A 17,882-nucleotide genomic window follows, 5' to 3' on the forward strand; every position below is an offset into this window, starting at 1 on the left:
TGAACGGCATAGAACACCTTGAACTGGACGTCCGGCAAGCGGACGCCACGCAAGCCAAAAGCCAAAAACTAAAAGCCAGAAGCCAGAAGCCAGAAGCCCGAAAGGCCCCGGGCCGCGTGAGGTGCAGCGGTCCGGGGCCTTGGGTTCTACGGCTGGGCGTCAGTCCAGCAGCTCGTACGCGGGCAGGGTGAGGAAGTCCGCGTAGTCCTCATCGAGCGAGACCCGCAGCAGCAGATCGTGGGCCTGCTGCCACTTGCCCGCGGCGAAGGCCTCCTCACCCAGCTCCGCGCGGATGCTCGTCAGCTCCCGTGCGGCCACCTCACGGACGAGACCGGCGGTGGCCTGCTGTCCGTTCTCAAAGACCACACCGGCGTTGACCCACTGCCAGATCTGGGAGCGGGAGATCTCCGCGGTGGCGGCGTCCTCCATCAGACCGAAGATGGCGACGGCGCCCAGGCCACGCAGCCAGGCCTCGATATAGCGGGTGCCGACCTGCACCGCGTCGACCAGGCCCTGATAGGTGGGCTTGGCGTCCAGCGAATCGATCGCGATCAGATCGGCGGCCGAGACCTGGACGTCCTCGCGCAGCCGGTCCTTCTGATGGGGCTTGTCGCCCAGCACCGCGTCAAAGGAGGCTCGGGCGATGGGCACCAGATCCGGGTGGGCGACCCAGGAGCCGTCGAAGCCGTCCCGGGCCTCTCGGTCCTTGTCGTTCTTCACCTTCTCCAGGGCCTTCTCATTGGCCTCCGGGTCCCGGCGGTTGGGGATGAAGGCGGCCATGCCGCCAATGGCGTGGGCGCCCCGCTTGTGGCACGTACGGACCAGCAGCTCGGTGTAGGCGCGCATGAACGGGGCGGTCATGGTCACCGCGTTACGGTCCGGGAGGACGAACTTCGGACCGCCGTCACGGAAGTTCTTGACGATGGAGAAGAGGTAGTCCCAGCGGCCCGCGTTGAGGCCGGAGGCGTGCTCGCGCAGCTCGTAGAGGATTTCCTCCATCTCGTACGCGGCTGTGATCGTCTCGATGAGCACGGTGGCGCGGATGGTGCCCTGTGGGATGCCGGCATAGTCCTGGGCGAAGACAAAGATGTCGTTCCAGAGCCGGGCCTCCAGATGCGACTCCGTCTTCGGGAGGTAGAAGTACGGGCCCTTGCCGAGGTCGATCAGGCGCTGGGCGTTGTGGAAGAAGTAGAGCCCGAAGTCGACGAGAGCGCCGGGCACCGCGCGGTCGCCGATCCGCAGATGGCGCTCCTCCAGATGCCAGCCGCGCGGCCGCATCACCACGGTGGCCAGCTCCTCGGCCGGCTTGAGGCCGTAGGACTTGCCCCGGGCGTCGGTGAAGTCGATGCGGCGCTCATAGGCGTCGATCAGGTTGATCTGGCCACCGATGACGTTCTCCCAGGTGGGGGCGGAGGCGTCCTCGAAGTCGGCGAGCCAGACCTTGGCGCCGGAGTTCAGCGCGTTGATGGTCATCTTCCGGTCGGTGGGACCGGTGATCTCGACCCGGCGGTCATTCAGTGCCACCGGGGCCCCGGCGACCTGCCAGTCACCTTCGCGGATGTGCGCGGTCTCCGGGAGGAAGTCCAGCGTGCTGGTCCGGGCGATCTCGGCACGGCGTTCCGCGCGCCGGGTGAGCAGCTCGTCACGGCGTGCGGTGAACCGCTCGTGAAGTGCGGCGATGAATGCAAGCGCCGCATCGGTGAGCACCTCGCCCTGGCGTGCGGGAGCCTGGCTCGGGTCGACATCGACGATGGCCAGCGGTGACGGCGCTGGTGCGGACATGGGCTGTCACTCCTTCAGCGGGCGGTGCCTGGGGCCGCCAGAACGCCGCCGGAACTACATGCTCGGTGGTACGCGTATGCGGCACGGGGTGCCACATGCTTTCTGCGCACTGGAGACTAGTTTTCTTATGGCGGAATTTCAACGGTCTGTTGACGTCGAGATCGTTGATGTCGAGATATCTGGGCGGCGGACAGCCCTCAGTACGCTCCTGGCCTGGTTCGATCAGCCTGCTCAGATCAGCCGGGTGAGATCCGCCGGTGTGTCGATATCGCCCGGATCGGCGATATCTCCGCACTCAATGAGCGTAATCCCGGGCGTATGCTCCCGCAGGTACGCCCGGGCCCCCTGGTCCCCGACCGCACTGGCGGCCACCCCCGCCCAGTGCTCGGCCCCCAGCAGTACCGGGTGGCCACGGCGCCCGGCATAGGTGGCCATGGCCAGGGACGCCGTGGAACGGCAGGCGGCGCGTACCCGGGCGATGGCCGTGGGCCCGATCCCCGGCTGGTCGACAAGGGAGATGACGACCGCCTGCGCCGTCGGCCCCGCTCCGGTCAGCGCGTGTAGCCCGGCCCGTAGCGAAGAGCCCATGCCCAGCTCCCACTCGGGGTTGTCCACCAGTACGCAGCCAGCCAGCTCTGCCTGGCCCCGCACCTGGTCGGCCGCCGCGCCCAGCACCACATACACCGGATCGCACCCGCCCTCGCGCAGCACCTGTACCGCGTGCTCAACCAGCGGACGGCCCCGGTGGCTGAGCAGCGCCTTGGGCCGCCCGCCCAGCCGTCGCCCGCCCCCAGCGGCAAGAAGGAGCCCCGGGATACGGGGAGCGTGCTCACTCTGCGTCATACGGTCTGCATACCTCAGTCGAGCAGGGGCTGCACCAGCAGGTACAGATTCAGGGTGGAGATGACAGCGGCGACGACGATGCCGACGGCGGTGGTCGTACGCCAGTTGACCAGGTCGCCCATGATGTCGCGGCGGCTGGTGAACACCACCAGGGGAACGAGGGCGAAGGGAATGCCGAAGGAGAGCACGACCTGGCTGAGCACCAGGGCATAGCTGGGATCGACGCCGGCGCCGAGCACCGCCAGAGCCGGAATCATGGTCACCAGGCGGCGGAGGAGAAGAGGCACCCGGCGGCGCAGGAACCCCGCCATCACCACCTGCCCGGAGTAGGTGCCGACGCTGGATGAGGCCAGCCCCGCGGCGAGCAGGGCGATGGCGAACGCCGCGGCAGCGGCCGGGCCGAGAAGCGCGCCCAGGCGTTCATGCATGGCCGGGAGGCTGCCCTCACCGTCCGCCACATCCCAGCCGCGGAACACGGTCGCCGCCACCACCAGCATCGCCATATTGACGATGCCGGCGATGCCCAGGGCCACGGAGATGTCGATACGACCCGAGCGCAACGCCGCACGCTGCTCACGGGCGTCTCGCGGCCGGTTGCCCTGGGTCAGGGCCGAGTGGAGATAGATGACGTGAGGCATGACGGTGGCGCCCACGATGCCGGTGGCCAGCAACAGGCTGTCGGCCCCGTCGAGCCGTGGCACAAAGCCACCGACCAGGCCGGTGGGCTCGCCTGCCTGGAACACCTGGTAGCAGAAACCCACCAGCACCACAGCGAGCATGCCGATGATGACGGTTTCGAATCGGCGCCGGTGGTTGGCGGCCAACGCCAGCACGGCCATTCCGACGACGGCGGTGATGGCCGCCCCGGGCAGCAGGGGTACGCCGAACAGGAGGTGGAGAGCGATCGCGCCGCCAACGAACTCGGCGAGGTCGGTTGCGATAGCGACCAGCTCCGCCTGTGCCCACAGCACCAGGTTCAGCGGCCGTGGGCACTGCTCCCGGCAGACTTCGGGCAGATTACGGCCGGTGGCGATGCCGACTTTGGCGGATAGGTACTGCACAAACATGGCCAGGATGTTCGCTGCCGCGATCACCCACAGCAGCAGAAAGCCATGGCGCGCGCCCGCGGCCATATTGGTGGCGAAGTTCCCCGGGTCGACATAGGCCACGGCGACCACGAACGCCGGACCGAACACCCCCGCCAGCGCCGCCATCCGGGCCCGCGCCGAGCGCAGCGGGCCCGGCCGGCCCGGTGGGGTCGCGTTGTCCGGGGTCGCCTTGTCCGGGGGCGGCGGTACGGGCAGCGGATCCCGGGTGGCGTGACGTGTGGAGTCAGGCACCCCGATCACCGCTGGCGGCCAGGGGACGAAGGGCGTGACGGCACGGCGTTCTGTCGCCGGGACCGCGCGTTATCCAGGGGTTCTTCGGCATGGGCTCGCTATGCGCGGGGGACGATGTCGGGGATCGGCTCGATGGGCGGTGTGCCGTAGGTGAAGTACGTCTCGGCGGGAAGGTTCGTACCGCCGATGGCCGTTCCGGTGTCGATCTGGTCCATGGTCCAGGTACGGGTCTCAAAGTCCGGTTCGAGTACCAAGAACCCCGGGTCACCGAAGAGTTCGATCCGGTTGCCACCCGGCTCGAACACATAGAGGAACGAACTCTGGGTGATGCCATGGCGGTCCGGGCCCGCCTCGATGGGGATGCCGTAGTCCCGGAACATCTCAGCTGCGTCGACGGTGTGCTGTTGCACGCCGTAGTAGAAGGCGACATGGTGCAGTCGGCCGCGCGCGCCACGGGCGTCCCGCATGATGGCCACATCGTGGCTGAGTATGCTGCTGCTCATCCAGACACCGGTCTCGATATCGCCGTCGACGACCCGCTCATGGGTCTTCATCCCCAAGTGGCGCTCGAACGACTTCTTGATCGGCGTCACATCGCGGGCCAGGAGATTGAGGTGGTCGATCCGCTTGACCGGCAGGCCCTGCAGCGGCTTCTTTGATGCCCGGCTGAGGATCTTGCTCTGCAGCTCCGGCGGAGCCTGGTACTTCTCGACCTCCCACAGCAGCGCCATCTTGTGGCCGTCCGAGGTGTTGAACTCATAGGTCTTGCCGTAGCCGAAGTCACCGTCGGTCCACTGGCCGTCCTCATTACCGTCGCGCATCGACTTGATGCGCCGCTCCAGTGCCTCGGGCGACGAAGTACGTAATGCGGCGTGGTCCATCCGGGCCTCGGGTCCCTCGGTGACCTTCAGGCTCCACTGATACGGGTCCTCGTAACCGCGCAGGTACACCGACTGGCCCTCGCGCTTGGTCTCGTACATGCCGAGGAGGTCCTTGAAGAACCACAGCGTGCCGTCCGGGTTCGGGGTGTGCAACTCCACCCGAGCCAGATGGGCAACATCGTGTCGGTACAGTTCATCGGTCATATGTCTCTCCGTCACTTCCCAGGTCAGGTTTCCGGTCACGCTGGGCGGCCCCGGCGTTGCGTTCCTCGGTGGTCACGTCCCCCGCTGCCCAGTGCGCGGGCTCCACTTCCCTGATGACGACGCGGATGCTGCTCAGCGGCGCGCCGACCGCGCGGTGTGCGGCGTGGGTGAGTTCATGGATGAGGCTGCGGACCTCTTCCGGGGTTCGTCCGGTTCCGAGCGTCACATCGATGAACGGCATGCTCAGCCTCCCGCCACGGTGATCGTGCCCAGCGACGAGAAGTGTGCGGCGATCCGCGCGCCCGGCTGGACATGGACCGCGTCGGTCATGCCGCCGGTCAGGACGATGGAGCCCGGTTCGATGGCCAGGCCACGCTCGCTGAGGGAGTTGGCCGCGAGGGCGAGTGCCTCCGCCGGGTGCCCTTGCACCGCCGCGCCGGTGGCGGAGTCCACGATCTGCCCGTCGACCTCCAGCAAGCACGCCTCGAGCGACAAGTCCATCCCCTCCGGGGACCGGCCGCACGGTCCGAGGATGAACAGCCCGGAGGAGCTGTTGTCCGCTACCGCGTCCGCCAGCGTGAACTGGAAGTCACGGAAGCGGCTGTCAATGATCTCGATGCCGCCGTAGACCCGGTCCACGGCACGCAGCGCGCTCGCGGCGGTGACGCCCGGGCCTGCCAGTCGCTCGCCCATGACGCATACAATCTCCGGTTCGGCTCTGGGATGAATGAGCCGGCCCCGGGGCAGTGGCAGGCCGGCCGGCAGCACCATGGCGTCGGTGAGCCAGGCCAGCGATGGCGAGTCGATGCCCATCCGGATCTGCTTGGCCCGTGAGGTCAGGCCCAGTTTCACGCCGATCAGCGTCTCGCCGCGGTCCAGCCGCTGGCGCAGCGCCTCGTACTGCACGGTGTACGCGGTGCGAAGGTCGAGGTCCGGCCACTGTGCGGTGATGGGTCCGCGCGCGGTCACCGAGCGCTCGGCCGCCAGCAGGACCTCGGCAGCACGCCTGACATCACCGGATCGTAATTCCAGTGTCTCGGTCATAAGCGGGGCCGCCCTCCTTCGGCACGGCCAGAAGAACTGGGGAACGGTTCGGGTTCTCCGGCTAACGCGACAGAAAGGTCGTGACGCTGCCCACTCCGGCGAGAGTCGTGGTCACGGTGTCGCCGGTCTCTGCGGGGATGGCCTTGGTGATGGCGGAGGCGAGCACCACGTGCCCAGCCTCCAGAGCGACATCCTGCGATCGCGACGCGTTCGCCGCCCACACCAGTGCGTTGATGGGCGAACCGAGCACCACACCGCCCGCGCCCGTCGCGACGACTTCCCCGTTCCGGTACAGCACGCAGCCGCACAGCCGTAGATCCACATCGGACAGGGCAACCGGTGTGCCGCCCAGCACCACACCGCCGCAGCATGCGTTGTCGGCCGCCATATCGACAGCGGACGCCGCCCAGCCCCGTATACGTGAGTCGGAAATCTCCAGGGCGGGCAGCACATATTCCACCGCTCGGACGGCGTCTGCCACGGTCACCTCTGGCCCTCGGAGGGGCTCGCGAAGCACAAAGGCCAGCGCGGGCTCAATTCGTGGCTGAATGAAGCCGGCCGCATCGACAGGCTGGTGTTCGGGAAGAAACATGCTGCCGGTCAGCTGGCCGAGAACGGGTTCCCGTACGTTCATCTCCCGCTGAGCGGCCACGGACGTCAGGCCTACCTTGAAACCACGGATACGCGCGCCGTCCGCGACCCACCGATCCAGCTGTTCACGCTGGATCTCGTACGCGTCCGACAGGCTCACGCCGCTGGCGCCTTGCGTGATCGTCTGGACCGGCTTACGCGTCTGGTGAGCCTCGTTCAGGGCGCTGGCCATGTCCCGCAGGACGTGTGAGTTCATGCGGCCTCTCTCCGGAATACTGTCGTCACCGGTCATCAGTGAGTGCGGACCATGACGGCGCGGGGTTCGGTGAAGAAGTCACGCGAGTACTGCCCACCCTCTCTGCCGACCCCGCTGATGCCCTGACCGCCGAACGGCATTCGCAGGTCGCGTTCGAAGAAGCAGTTCACCCACACAGTGCCTGCCTGCCAGGCAGCGGCCATCCGGTGGGCACGGTCGAGATGGGTGGTGAACAGAATTCCGGCCAGACCGTATGGGCTGGAATTGGCCAGGCGCAGCGCTTCCTGTTCGGTGTCGAACGGAATGACCGCCACCACCGGTCCGAAGATCTCCTCCTGCGCGGTCCGCGACTCATTGGTCAGGCCGGTGATCACGGTTGGCGGATAGTAGAATCCCCGCGCCATTTCGCCGGTGGTGACGCGGGAGCCGCCGGTCACCACGGTACCGCCCTCACGGCGGGCGAGTTCGACATAACCATGCACCTTGTCCAGGTGCCGCTGCTCGATGAGCGGACCCATGGATGTGCTGGGGTTCTTCGGATCGCCCACGACGATATCCTCCGCCTGAGCGGTGAAGCGGGCCAGGAACTCGGGAAGGATTCCGCGCTGCACAAAAAGCCTTGACCCGGCGAAACACACCTGGCCGCTGCCGGCGAAGATCGCTTTGACTGACTCGGGCACCGCGATGTCCAGGTCGGCGTCGTCGAATACTACATTGGCCGATTTGCCGCCCAGCTCGGCTGAAACCGGCGTCAGTTGCTCGGCGGCGGCCGCCATGATCCTGGCTCCGGTGGCACTGGAGCCGGTGAAGGTGATGCGGTCCACCCGTGGATCGCTGACCAGCGGCCCGGCCACCTCATCGCCGCCAAAACCGTGCACGATATTGAGTACGCCCTCCGGCAGCCCGGCGGCCAGGGCCAGCTCACCGAACCGGGCTGCGGTCAGCGGTGTCTGCGGGGCGGGCTTGAGCACCACCGTGTTGCCGAACGCCAGCGCGGGGGCGACCTTCCACGTGGCCAGCATCAGGGGCGCGTTCCATGGGCTGATCGCGGTGACAACACCCGCCGGTGGGTACAGCGTGTAGCCGAGTACGGCGCCATCCGGGTACGCCTCACTGGGTGTCATTGCCGCGTAGTCGGCGAAGAACCGCAGGTTCTGGGCCACCCGGGGCATCTCACCATGCAGCGCTTGTCGGGTGATCTTGCCGCTGTCCACGGTCTCCAGCATCGCTAACTCATCACGGTGCGCATCCACCGCATCGGCAATGTCGTGGAGAATCTTCCGCCGTTCCCTGGGCGTCATCCTCGGCCATGGGCCCTCGTCGAACGCTCGCCGGGCCGACTTGATCGCGCGCTCGCCGTCCGCCGCGGAACCTCGGACGACTGTACCGATCACGGAGTTGTCATGCGGGTCTCTGGTCTCGAACGTCTCCCCGTTCGCGGACTCGACAGCCCGCCCGTCAATAAGATGACGGGCGCAGGGAAGGGCATGGGACATATCCGTGGTCGGTATACCGAGTGTCATGGCTAAGAACTCCTGGCCCCCGTTGACGCGCAGCCGCTGACCGGCTTTCGCGTATTCGCCGTCACATTGGCGCAATGCTGTCCTGATAAATGCGCTGCCACCAGTGCTGCTCGCGCATGCCACGACGCATCCTCCATGTGCGGGGCGGGCGAGTCAAGATCCTTGTGGGGAACTGCTGAGAAGTTGTCTCAAGTGGCGAACTTCGTTTAGCGGAGAGGAGGATTCCTCTTATCTTGCCTGCCGGTATCACCGCTGGTAGAGACGGCAAGGCAGGCCGAACATAAGGCAGTTGACGCCCGACAGCCTGTATGCCTAGCCTGGCCTCAAGGTTCGTCACGACGTGCGTACAGTCCAGTCATAAGGCAACGCTATGTGCGTGGAGTGTTCGACTACGGGGTGAGGGGGAGTTCCTCCGAGGGTGAATTAAAGGTGAATCGGAGGAAGTGTTCAAGAATTCTTCAGCTGTATCCGCAGTGGGCTGACCAGTGCGGCGCTCAACGGGGGTGTGTTCAGCCATGGAATTAGGTGAAACAAGCGACAGCGTTGAAGTCGGCGTGATCGGCGGCGGGGCGGCTGCTGTCTGTCTCCTTGACGCGCTCGCCGAGACCGATGCGGCACCGGGCGGTATCACTGTTTTTGAACCGTCATCGCACTTATGGCGTGGGCGGCCGTACCAGCCCGACCTGGAGACGGTGCGGGTCAATATCGCACCGGAAGGCATGTCCGTACGGTTCGGTGACAACGGCCACTTCCGGCGGTGGCTGGCCGAGCAGGCGCTGACGGTTGGCCTCAGCGCGGATTACGAGGACCCGTATATAGGCACCACGTTTGTGCCGCGCGCCATGTACGGACGTTATCTGGAGCAGTCGGCGCAGCAGGCGCTCACCCGGCTTCGCCAACGCGGCTGGCGTATTGACGTCATGCGCGAACGCGTGGCGGCCGCTACCGCGACGGGCAGCGGGATCACTCTCCGGACCGAGCGGGGCAACCGCAGCACCGTCAACTACACCGTGCTGTGCGTTGGCCGCGGGATATCCGGTGACACGTACTCCCTCACCGGCTCTCCGGACTTTATCGCCGATCCCTACCCGCTCGCGCGTTCCCTGACGGGGATCGACGCTGACAGTGAGGTCGCGGTGGTCGGCAGTGGGCTGACCGGCGTTGATGGGGTGCTGTCACTCGCCGCGCGGGGTCACCGCGGCCGTATCCTGCTGCTCTCCCGAAGCGGGATCCTCCCCATGGTGCGACAGAAACCCAGCCCGTACACGCTGCGGCACTTCACACCGGAGAGGTTCCGCGACGCGGCCGCACATGGACAGATGCTGACGCTTGACAGCGTGATCGCGACGATGCGGGCGGAATTGGCCGCGGCGGGCGAGGATTTCGGCTCGGTGGCCGAGGAGATCAGGGCGTTCACCGATGACGACCCGGTGCGACGGCTCCGCAGGCATATGGCCGAAGTGGACTCGCCCAGCCGGGCATTGCGCATTCTGCAGCACGCCGTGCCGGCCACTGGTCCGGATGTGTGGCCGCTGCTGCCCGAGCATGAGAAGGATGAGCTGCTGCGCAGGCACTATCGCACGGTGATGAGCATGTGCTGCCCCATGCCACCGGCCTCGGCGGCCACCCTGCTGGACCTGATTGACGCCGGACAACTGGAGATCCTTCCCGGCGTCCGGCATATCGAACCGTTGGACAGCGGCGGATTCACCATCCGAGTCGGCACCGGAGGACCCGAGTACCGGACCGACATCGTGGTCAACGCGGTGAACGCGGCCACCCACCGGGTCTCTGCCGAGGCCGAGCCCCTGGTCGCCTCCCTGACGGCGAACGGCCTTGCCGAGCGGCATCCGCGAGGAGGCGTGCGAGTGGAGCGCGCCACCAGTCGGCTCATGGTGAACGGCAAGACCGATCCGAGGCTCTACGCGCTCGGTGATCTCGCCTCGGGCAGCCTGTTCTTCACGTTCGGCCTTCCCTCAATCGTGGATCGCGCCTACGACATCGTGGGCGCGATCCACGACGACGCGATGGCAGCCGGTTCGTCCCTGGCCGGGGACGACGTTATGCAGCACGCCTGACTCCCTGACCTCCCAAGGAGAACCATGACAACTACGGCACCGCTGTCAGAGCAGACAGGCGATCACAACGATGTCCGCCCGATGACCGGCGAGGAGTATCTGGATTCGCTGCGGGACGGTCGGGAGATCTACATATACGGCGAGCGCGTCGAGGACGTCACCACCCACCCTGGCTTCCGCAACAGCGCGCGCTCCATCGCCCGGTTGTACGACGCGCTGCATGAACCCGAGGCTGAAGGCGTGCTGCGGGTACCGACCGAAACCGGCAATGGCGGATTCACACACCCCTTCTTCAAGACCGCGCGCTCCGCCGAGGACCTGGTCGTCGCCCGTGACGCGATTGTCTCGTGGCAGCGACTGGTCTACGGCTGGATGGGGCGGACGCCGGACTACAAGGCCTCGTTCCTCGGCACTCTGGGTGCCAACGCGGACTTCTACGGCGAATACAGGGAGAACGCGCTGCGCTGGTACAAGTACGCCCAGGAAAGGGTGCCTTACTTCAGCCATGCCATCGTGCATCCGCCGATCGACCGGGACAAGCCAGCCGATGAGACCGCGGATGTATGTGTGCATGTGGAGGATGAGACCGACGCCGGGCTCATCGTCTCCGGCGCGAAGGTGGTCGCCACCGGATCCGCGCTGACCAATGCGAACTTTGTGGCGCACTACGGACTTCCGCTACGGGACAAGCGGTTCGGTGTGGTGTTCACCGTACCCATGGACGCCCCCGGCCTGAAGCTGTTCTGCCGGGCCTCCTATGAGATGGCTGCCGCGGTGATGGGGAGCCCCTTTGACTACCCGCTGTCGAGCAGGCTGGATGAGAACGACGCCATCATGGTCCTGGACCGGGTGCTCGTCCCCTGGGAGGACGTGTTCATGTACAACGCGGAGGCGGCCAACGCCTTCGCCAATGGATCCGGCTTTGTCGACCGTTTCACCTTCCACGGCTGCACCCGTCTCGCGGTGAAGCTTGACTTCATCGCCGGATGTGCGATGAAGGCGGTGGAAATGACGGGGACCGCGAGCTTCCGGGGTGTGCAAGCACAGATCGGCGAAATCCTCAACTGGCGGGATCTGTTCTGGGGTCTTTCCGACGCGATGGCCAAATCGCCGCTGCCCTGGGTGGGCGACGCCGTGCAGCCAAACGTCCGGTACGGCATGGCCTACCGCACCTTCATGGGGGTCGGCTATCCACGGATCAAGGAGATCCTCCAACAGACGCTGGGCAGTGGGCTGATCTATCTCAACTCACATGCGAGCGACTGGCAGAACCAGGATATGCGTCCCTATCTGGACAAGTATCTGCGGGGATCTCAGGGGATACCGGCAATCGACCGGGTCAAGCTGCTGAAGCTGCTCTGGGACGCCGTCGGCACTGAGTTCGGCGGACGGCACGAGCTCTATGAACGTAATTACGGTGGCGACCACGAGGCTGTTCGATTCCAGACTCTGGGGGCGTATCAGGCATCTGGCGAAGCCGACGCACTGAAGGGCTTCGTGGATCAGTGCATGGACGAATATGACCTCGCTGGATGGAAACGTCCGGACCTGTTCAATCCGGACGGTATGACATTCGTCCCGGGTCGCTGACCACGTAGGGAAGGAATTCCAGTGACGGCAAGCAGCGGCGATGCCGGGGCCGGTATACGCGCCGACGCACACATCAGCCCGACGCGCTTACGCCACGCGCTCGGCCGCTTCGCCAGCGGCGTTACCGTGGTCACCACCTCAACCGGCGACCACGGTGATCCTGACGCACATGGGATGACCGCGAACTCGTTCACCTCGGTGTCGCTGCACCCTCCACTCGTGCTGGTATCGGTCGCCACCGAGGCGGTCACGCACCAGCGGATAGCCGAGAGCGGCCGCTATGGGATTTCCATTCTGAGTGGAGATCAAAAGCCCCTGTCGGAGCACTTCGCGGGTGGCGCACAGCGGCCTGAACTGGTCCGGTTCGTATGGCGCCAGGAGCTTCCGATGCTGGCGGGTGCTCTTGTACACCTCATGTGCACCGTACGACAGGCCCATCTCGCGGGTGACCACACGGTGTACATCGGCGAGGTCGACGGGCTGTGGTCAGGCCCGGGGTCACCCCTGGTGAATTACCGCAAGCAATTTCATACACTCGATGTTCTCTGCCAGGACGGATCTCCCGGCCCCGCCCGGCGTGGGGGTCTCCTGAGCAATGGCAAGACGGGACGGTCCACCCATGGATGACCTTGGCAGCAGGTCATGGGAGCAGCTGTTCGCCCGACATGTCGCGGGCGACACCGGTGATGAGATCACCGCTATTCTCAATCAGTCCGGAAACACCGATGCCATCGCACTCTCCGGCGGATTCCCGCATCCGGCGACATTCCCCAGGAAGGCGCTGGCGGAAAGTTTCTCCCGGGTACTCCAGGACCCCAGTGCGCTGCAGTACGCGCCCACCGCCGGACTTCCCGGGCTGCGGGACTGGTTCGCTGACTGGCTTGACCGCCAAGAAGGCGTTCGGCCAGCGGAAAGCGAACTCGTGATCACCAGCGGCGGGATGGAGGGGCTGGGACTCATCACCAAGAGCATGCTGGACGCCGGTGACCGGGTCATCGTGGAGGGACCCACCTTCTTCGGCGCACTCGTGGCGTTTCAGCGGGCCCTGGTGCGCGCGGAGGGCATTCCCATGGACGCCGACGGCCTCGATGTCGCCGCGCTGGAGAAGCTGTTGAGCGAATCATCCGGTGCCGCGCCCAAGCTGGTGTACGTCATTCCGGACTACCAGAATCCCACCGGGCTCAGTATGTCGGTGGAGCGACGGCACGCGCTGGTAGCGCTCGCCCGGCGGTACGGCATGCTGATCGTCGAGGATGTCGCTTACCGGGACTTGGGCTTCGACGGTGAGCGACGGCCGAGCCTGTGGGCGTTGGGGCCGGATGTGGTGGCCCAGGTGGGCACGTTCTCCAAGACGTTCACCCCCGGCATGCGGATGGGCTGGATCGCCGCGCCGAGTCAGCTCATCACACAGCTGGTGCGGGCGAAGCAGAACACCGATCAGTGCGCCGGTGCGATGGGGCAGCTGCTGCTGGCGGACTACGGCCGCTCCGGACGGTTCGACCAGGGCATCTCCTTCGCGCGGGACTTCTACCGTGAGCGGCGCGACATCATGATGGCCGCCCTCAGCGCTCATCTCCCCGAGGGCATGCGCTTCACCCGTCCACATGGCGGTTTCTTCAGCTGGGTCACGGTCCCGGACTGCCCGGACACGGTGGCCCTTCAGGAGCAGGCACTGGCCGCAGGAGTCACCTACGTGCCCGGGCGCGCCTTCTACCCGGACGCGCGGGGCGGCAGCGAACTGCGTCTGGCGTTCAGCCGAGTGCCCAATGAAGACATCACCCAGGGAGTGCGCAGGCTGGCGCAGGTGCTCGCGCGGGTCGGCGGCGAGCGCGCCGCGCGGTAAGGACAGCAGCGGAAGGGAACGAGGGGAGACACCAGGTGCAGACCACGTACAACGAGCTTGTCCGGCCGCCCCAGGAGGTTGTTGACGCGTTATGCGGCATGTTGCTGCCGGAGTACAGCCCGAGCTGTCTGGTCGCCGACGCCCACCCGCGTGTCGGTGCGATCGGAGGTCTTCTGCCGGTCAAGCGGGAACACCGCGTCATCGGACCCGCGCTGACGGTCGACCTTCCGGAGGACGGCCTGGTCGACATCCTGCCCGTGCTGCCCACGGCACAGCCAGGTGACGTCATCGTGCTGGCCTGCCACAGCAACACCCGGATGGCGATGTGGGGCGGCCTGATGGCGACACTGTCACAGATGGCGGGCATCGCCGGCGCCGTGGTGGACGGCGCCATCCGGGACGTTGACGAACTGCGGGACCTGGATTTCCCGGTCTGGTACCGCGCCACCATGCCGCGCCGCTGCCCGCCTGCGGCGCCGCCCGATACGGACACACCGGTGCAGGTCAATGTGCCCGTCCTGATCGACGGTGAGCTCGTCCAGCCCGGGGACATTGTGGTAGCTGAGGAGAACGGTGTCGGCGTTGTGCCACCCGCGCTCGCGGATGAAGTTCTGGCGGCGACACGGCAACTTCTGGCCAAGGAGAGTGTGATCCGCGACAAAATCAACAATAACGCCACGCTGGCGGAACTGCTGGCTGAATTTGGTCATCTGTGACGGCACCTGTGACACCTGTGAGCAGGCTGACTCGCGGCGTACCGGTGGATTTCAGCCAGATTGTGTGCTGTCGTGTGCCTCTGGTTGTAAAGTGCTCGGCGGCAGAGGTATTGGCAACGGGGCTCCCCGACTTGGCTGGCGGCCCATCAGTTGGCTTACGGGGAACGGAAGCTGGGCAGGGAGAGCCACTGAGGTTCGCCCGGACGCGCGCGGCCGTCAGCTGGCCGAGGCGCAAGAAAACGCTCTCTCGGCGTTCCGCCGCCCATTTCAACCGAACTCAAGGAGATTTGACGTGACGGTTAGCCTGACCACCGACAGTGCAGGTTCGGTGAGCGACTTCAAGGTCGCCGATCTCGCGCTCGCTTCTACCGGCCGCGAGGAGATCAGGCTCGCAGAGCTTGAGATGCCCGGACTGATGGCGCTGCGTGAGGAGTACGCCCCACAGCAGCCGCTGGCCGGCAAGAGGATCGCAGGCTCCTTGCACATGACCGTACAGACGGCGGTGCTCATCGAGACCCTCGCCGCGTTGGGCGCGGATGTCCGTTGGGCCAGCTGCAATATCTTCTCCACCCAGGACCAGGCCGCCGCCGCGGTGGTCGTCGGCCCGAACGGCACGCTCGACAATCCCCAGGGCAGCTCGGTTTTCGCGTGGAAGGGCGAAACCCTGGAGGAGTACTGGTGGTGCATGGAGCAGCTGCTCACCTGGCCGGATGGGTCGGGCCCGCACTCCATCGTCGATGACGGCGGTGACGCGACGCTGCTGGTGCATCTCGGGGCCGAGTACGAGGCGACGGGGGATGTGCCCCTCGCGGCCGAAAGCGACTCGGAAGAGTACCGGATCATCCTGGACACGCTGCGGCGTTCGCTGGCTGACCACCCCACGAAGTACACCAGTATGGCCAAGGACGTTATCGGGGTCACCGAGGAGACCACGAATGGTGTCAACCGGCTGTACAAGCTGGCCCGTGAGGGGAAGCTCCTCTTCACCGGCATCAATGTCAATGACTCGGTGACCAAGAGCAAGTTTGACAATAAGTACGGCATCCGGCACTCGCTGGTTGACGGCATCAACCGGGCCACTGATGTGATGATCGCTGGCAAGTTGGCAGTGATCTGTGGTTATGGCGATGTCGGTAAGGGGGCGGTCGAATCCCTGCGTGGCCAGGGCGCACGTGTGGTCGTGACGGAGATCGACCCGATCTGCGCATTGCAGGCCGCGATGGACGGACTGCACGTCGTGGCACTGGACGAGGTGATCTCCTCCGGCGACATCTTCATCACCACGACCGGAAACCGGGACATCATCATGGCCGACCAGATGGCCAGGATGAAGAACAATGCCATCGTCGGCAATGTTGGACACTTCGACAACGAGATCGACATGGCCGGCCTCGCCAGGATTCCCGGTATCAAGAAGACGGAAATCAAGCCGCAGGTCCACAAGTGGACGTTCCAGGACGGAAAGTCCATCATCGTCCTGAGCGAGGGCAGGCTGCTCAATCTGGGTAACGCCACCGGGCACCCGAGCTTTGTGATGTCGTGCTCGTTCGCCAACCAGACGATCGCCCAGGTCGAGTTGCACACCAGGCCCGGAGAGTACGAGGAAAAGGTCTACACGCTGTCCAAGCACCTCGACGAAAAGGTGGCGAGGATGCACCTCTCCGCTCTCGACGCCACGCTCACGGTGCTCACCAAGGAGCAGGCCGACTACATCGGTGTCGATGTGGAAGGGCCGTTCAAACCAGATCACTACCGCTACTGAGTTCTGACCGGATGCCCTGTCCCCGTGTGCCTGCGGCCTGTGTGCTGTGTGCCCCGGGGACGGGCCGTCCCGTCGTTGACCGAAGGAACGTCCATGTTCAGCCTCGCCCGCGCGCACGCCAACGGCAACCGCTATCTGCTTCTGCTCGGCTCCGATATTCTGCTGCGTGAGCGCGGCATCGTCTCGGCGTTACGCACTTATCCAGGTCCGGTCATCGGGATGAGCGAGTCACCCGCGACAAGCAGCGCCAACCGGTTCTTCGACCATGTGCTTACCGCCGACTACTACGACGCCGGGCAGGCCCTCGCCGCGGTGGAGGCGTTTGAGCGCGAGACGGGGCTACGGCCGGACACGGTGGTGCCCATCATTGAGATGACCGTGCATGTGTCGGTCGCCATCGCCGGCCACTATGGCCTGCCGACACTGTCGGATGCCTGCCTCGCCCGGGTCCGGGACAAGCACACCATGAAGGTGGCGTTCGAGGAAGCCGGGGTGCCGTGTGCCCGTCACCGGCTGTTCAGCACTCTGCCGCAACTGCGCGCGGCCGCCGATGAGCTGACCTTCCCACTGGTGCTCAAACCGCGTGACTTCGCCGGAAACGTCGGCACCATCAAGGTGAACGATCCCAGCGAACTGCCCGCCGCCTTCGACTACTGCCGCAATTCACTGCTGGAGATCGCGCCCACTTACAACTTCGCCGACGGCCGGTATCAGGCGGAAGAGTTTGTCGCCGCTACTCATGAGGTCTCGGTGGAAGTGGCCAACCATGAGGGACAGCGCGCCGTGCTGGCGGTGACGAGTAAGTCCAAGGCCGGGGCCCCGTACTTCACCGAGAAAGGGCAGCTGATACCCAGCCCCGACTCGGACAACGAGGCGCTGCGCCAAGTAGCGCTGGATGCCTGCGCTGCCCTTCTCATCGACCGTGGTCTCGCGCATGTGGAGGTGCTGGTCAACGGGGACAAGCTGAGCGTGGTGGAAGTGGCGGCCCGTCCGGGCGGTGACGGGATCATGGATCTTATCGACCGGGTCTATGGATACAGCCCGTACGACATCCACATCGCCTCCTACCGGGGTGTCATGGACAAGCTGCCGGACCTTCCCAGGCAGCCCAGGGGCATCGGCGCGACCGTGTTCCTCAAGGCGCCCGCGGGTACGGTCGCCGAAGTGCACACGGTGAATGAACTCACCAGCCAGGAAGTCGCGCTCTACACCATCGCCAAGGTCGGGGACTGGTCCCGGCCGCAGACCTCATATCTGGCCCGGGACGGACTGCTGGAGTGCTTTGAGTACGGGCAGCCCGACGAACAGGATCCCGTGGCCTTCCAGGCCAGGGTGGACGAGCTGGCCAAAATCCGCGCCGACCAGCTTTTCACCGTGACGGAGACGGCCCCCGAGGAGGGCCGGTGACAGCTGGCCGCCGGCCCGTTTC

The 17,882-nt window shown here is 65.8% G+C and carries 15 protein-coding genes; 7 read left to right on the forward strand and 8 right to left on the reverse strand.

Translation table 11 applies throughout. The features are described 5' to 3' along the window. Window positions 1-159: 159 nt before the first annotated feature. The 8 genes from aceB to test1122_RS22985 all read right to left on the reverse strand — a co-directional run bounded on the left by aceB (window position 160) and on the right by test1122_RS22985 (window position 8,464). Window positions 160-1,782 carry a malate synthase A gene (gene aceB / locus test1122_RS22950; RefSeq protein WP_232271063.1) on the reverse strand — a complete coding sequence of 541 codons (1,623 nt, stop codon included), beginning with the start codon at window positions 1,780-1,782 and terminating at the stop codon, window positions 160-162. Between the two features lie 231 nt (window positions 1,783-2,013). Continuing rightward, entirely contained in the window at window positions 2,014-2,625 is a 612-nt protein-coding gene (locus test1122_RS22955) for a nucleotidyltransferase family protein (protein WP_232271064.1), read from the reverse strand. Between the two features lie 14 nt (window positions 2,626-2,639). After that, window positions 2,640-3,965 (reverse strand): Nramp family divalent metal transporter, encoded by a 1,326-nt coding sequence (locus test1122_RS22960; RefSeq protein ID WP_232271065.1) that lies wholly within the window; start codon window positions 3,963-3,965, stop codon window positions 2,640-2,642. A gap of 98 nt (window positions 3,966-4,063) precedes the next feature. Beyond that, window positions 4,064-5,050 (reverse strand): VOC family protein, encoded by a 987-nt coding sequence (locus test1122_RS22965; protein WP_232271066.1) that lies wholly within the window; start codon window positions 5,048-5,050, stop codon window positions 4,064-4,066. Further along, window positions 5,040-5,291: a tautomerase family protein gene (locus test1122_RS22970; RefSeq protein WP_232271067.1), complete on the reverse strand. Its 252-nt coding sequence runs from the start codon at window positions 5,289-5,291 to the stop codon at window positions 5,040-5,042. The genes test1122_RS22965 and test1122_RS22970 overlap by 11 nt, the downstream gene beginning before the upstream one ends. Before the next feature lie 2 nt (window positions 5,292-5,293). Then, on the reverse strand, window positions 5,294-6,094 hold the full coding sequence (locus tag test1122_RS22975; RefSeq protein WP_232271068.1) for a 2-keto-4-pentenoate hydratase: 801 nt from the start codon (window positions 6,092-6,094) through the stop codon (window positions 5,294-5,296). A 61-nt stretch (window positions 6,095-6,155) separates the two neighbouring features. After that, window positions 6,156-6,941 (reverse strand): 2-keto-4-pentenoate hydratase, encoded by a 786-nt coding sequence (locus tag test1122_RS22980; RefSeq protein ID WP_232271069.1) that lies wholly within the window; start codon window positions 6,939-6,941, stop codon window positions 6,156-6,158. A gap of 35 nt (window positions 6,942-6,976) precedes the next feature. Next, the gene (locus test1122_RS22985) at window positions 6,977-8,464 is read right to left on the reverse strand and encodes an aldehyde dehydrogenase (protein ID WP_232271070.1); all 1,488 of its coding nucleotides are present in this window, start codon (window positions 8,462-8,464) and stop codon (window positions 6,977-6,979) included. A gap of 515 nt (window positions 8,465-8,979) precedes the next feature. On the opposite strand from test1122_RS22985, the gene test1122_RS22990 reads away from it, so the two are divergent. From test1122_RS22990 to test1122_RS23020, 7 genes are all read left to right on the forward strand, one after another. Beyond that, entirely contained in the window at window positions 8,980-10,542 is a 1,563-nt protein-coding gene (locus test1122_RS22990; RefSeq protein WP_232271071.1) for an FAD/NAD(P)-binding protein, read from the forward strand. Between the two features lie 24 nt (window positions 10,543-10,566). Continuing rightward, entirely contained in the window at window positions 10,567-12,132 is a 1,566-nt protein-coding gene (locus tag test1122_RS22995) for a 4-hydroxyphenylacetate 3-hydroxylase family protein (RefSeq protein ID WP_232271072.1), read from the forward strand. 21 nt (window positions 12,133-12,153) lie between these two features. Then, a complete protein-coding gene (locus test1122_RS23000; RefSeq protein ID WP_232271073.1) occupies window positions 12,154-12,759 on the forward strand; it encodes a flavin reductase family protein in 606 nt (201 codons plus the stop codon). Then, window positions 12,752-13,975, forward strand: coding sequence for an aminotransferase-like domain-containing protein (locus test1122_RS23005; protein ID WP_232271074.1), 1,224 nt, complete (start codon window positions 12,752-12,754; stop codon window positions 13,973-13,975). The genes test1122_RS23000 and test1122_RS23005 overlap by 8 nt, the downstream gene beginning before the upstream one ends. Before the next feature lie 35 nt (window positions 13,976-14,010). Further along, complete coding sequence (locus tag test1122_RS23010; protein WP_232271075.1) at window positions 14,011-14,691, forward strand: RraA family protein; 681 nt, start codon at window positions 14,011-14,013, stop codon at window positions 14,689-14,691. 292 nt (window positions 14,692-14,983) lie between these two features. Further along, window positions 14,984-16,453, forward strand: a complete 1,470-nt coding sequence (gene ahcY, locus test1122_RS23015) for an adenosylhomocysteinase (RefSeq protein WP_232271076.1) — start codon at window positions 14,984-14,986, stop codon at window positions 16,451-16,453. A gap of 93 nt (window positions 16,454-16,546) precedes the next feature. Beyond that, a complete protein-coding gene (locus tag test1122_RS23020) occupies window positions 16,547-17,860 on the forward strand; it encodes an ATP-grasp domain-containing protein (protein ID WP_232271077.1) in 1,314 nt (437 codons plus the stop codon). The last annotated feature ends 22 nt before the right edge of the window (window positions 17,861-17,882 follow it).

The sequence above is a fragment of the Streptomyces gobiensis genome, assembly GCF_021216675.1.
GTDB lineage: Bacteria > Actinomycetota > Actinomycetes > Streptomycetales > Streptomycetaceae > Streptomyces > Streptomyces gobiensis.

What these genes read in the sequence shown, in the direction of transcription:
- aceB (WP_232271063.1), bottom strand. Translation starts at nt 1,782, where the DNA reads ATGTCCGCACCAGCGCCGTCACCGCTGGCCATCGTCGATGTCGACCCG.
- test1122_RS22955 (WP_232271064.1), bottom strand. Translation starts at nt 2,625, where the DNA reads ATGACGCAGAGTGAGCACGCTCCCCGTATCCCGGGGCTCCTTCTTGCC.
- test1122_RS22965 (WP_232271066.1), bottom strand. Translation starts at nt 5,050, where the DNA reads ATGACCGATGAACTGTACCGACACGATGTTGCCCATCTGGCTCGGGTG.
- test1122_RS22970 (WP_232271067.1), bottom strand. Translation starts at nt 5,291, where the DNA reads ATGCCGTTCATCGATGTGACGCTCGGAACCGGACGAACCCCGGAAGAG.
- test1122_RS22975 (WP_232271068.1), bottom strand. Translation starts at nt 6,094, where the DNA reads ATGACCGAGACACTGGAATTACGATCCGGTGATGTCAGGCGTGCTGCC.
- test1122_RS22980 (WP_232271069.1), bottom strand. Translation starts at nt 6,941, where the DNA reads ATGAACTCACACGTCCTGCGGGACATGGCCAGCGCCCTGAACGAGGCT.
- test1122_RS22985 (WP_232271070.1), bottom strand. Translation starts at nt 8,464, where the DNA reads ATGACACTCGGTATACCGACCACGGATATGTCCCATGCCCTTCCCTGC.
- test1122_RS22990 (WP_232271071.1), top strand. Translation starts at nt 8,980, where the DNA reads ATGGAATTAGGTGAAACAAGCGACAGCGTTGAAGTCGGCGTGATCGGC.
- test1122_RS22995 (WP_232271072.1), top strand. Translation starts at nt 10,567, where the DNA reads ATGACAACTACGGCACCGCTGTCAGAGCAGACAGGCGATCACAACGAT.
- test1122_RS23005 (WP_232271074.1), top strand. Translation starts at nt 12,752, where the DNA reads ATGGATGACCTTGGCAGCAGGTCATGGGAGCAGCTGTTCGCCCGACAT.
- test1122_RS23020 (WP_232271077.1), top strand. Translation starts at nt 16,547, where the DNA reads ATGTTCAGCCTCGCCCGCGCGCACGCCAACGGCAACCGCTATCTGCTT.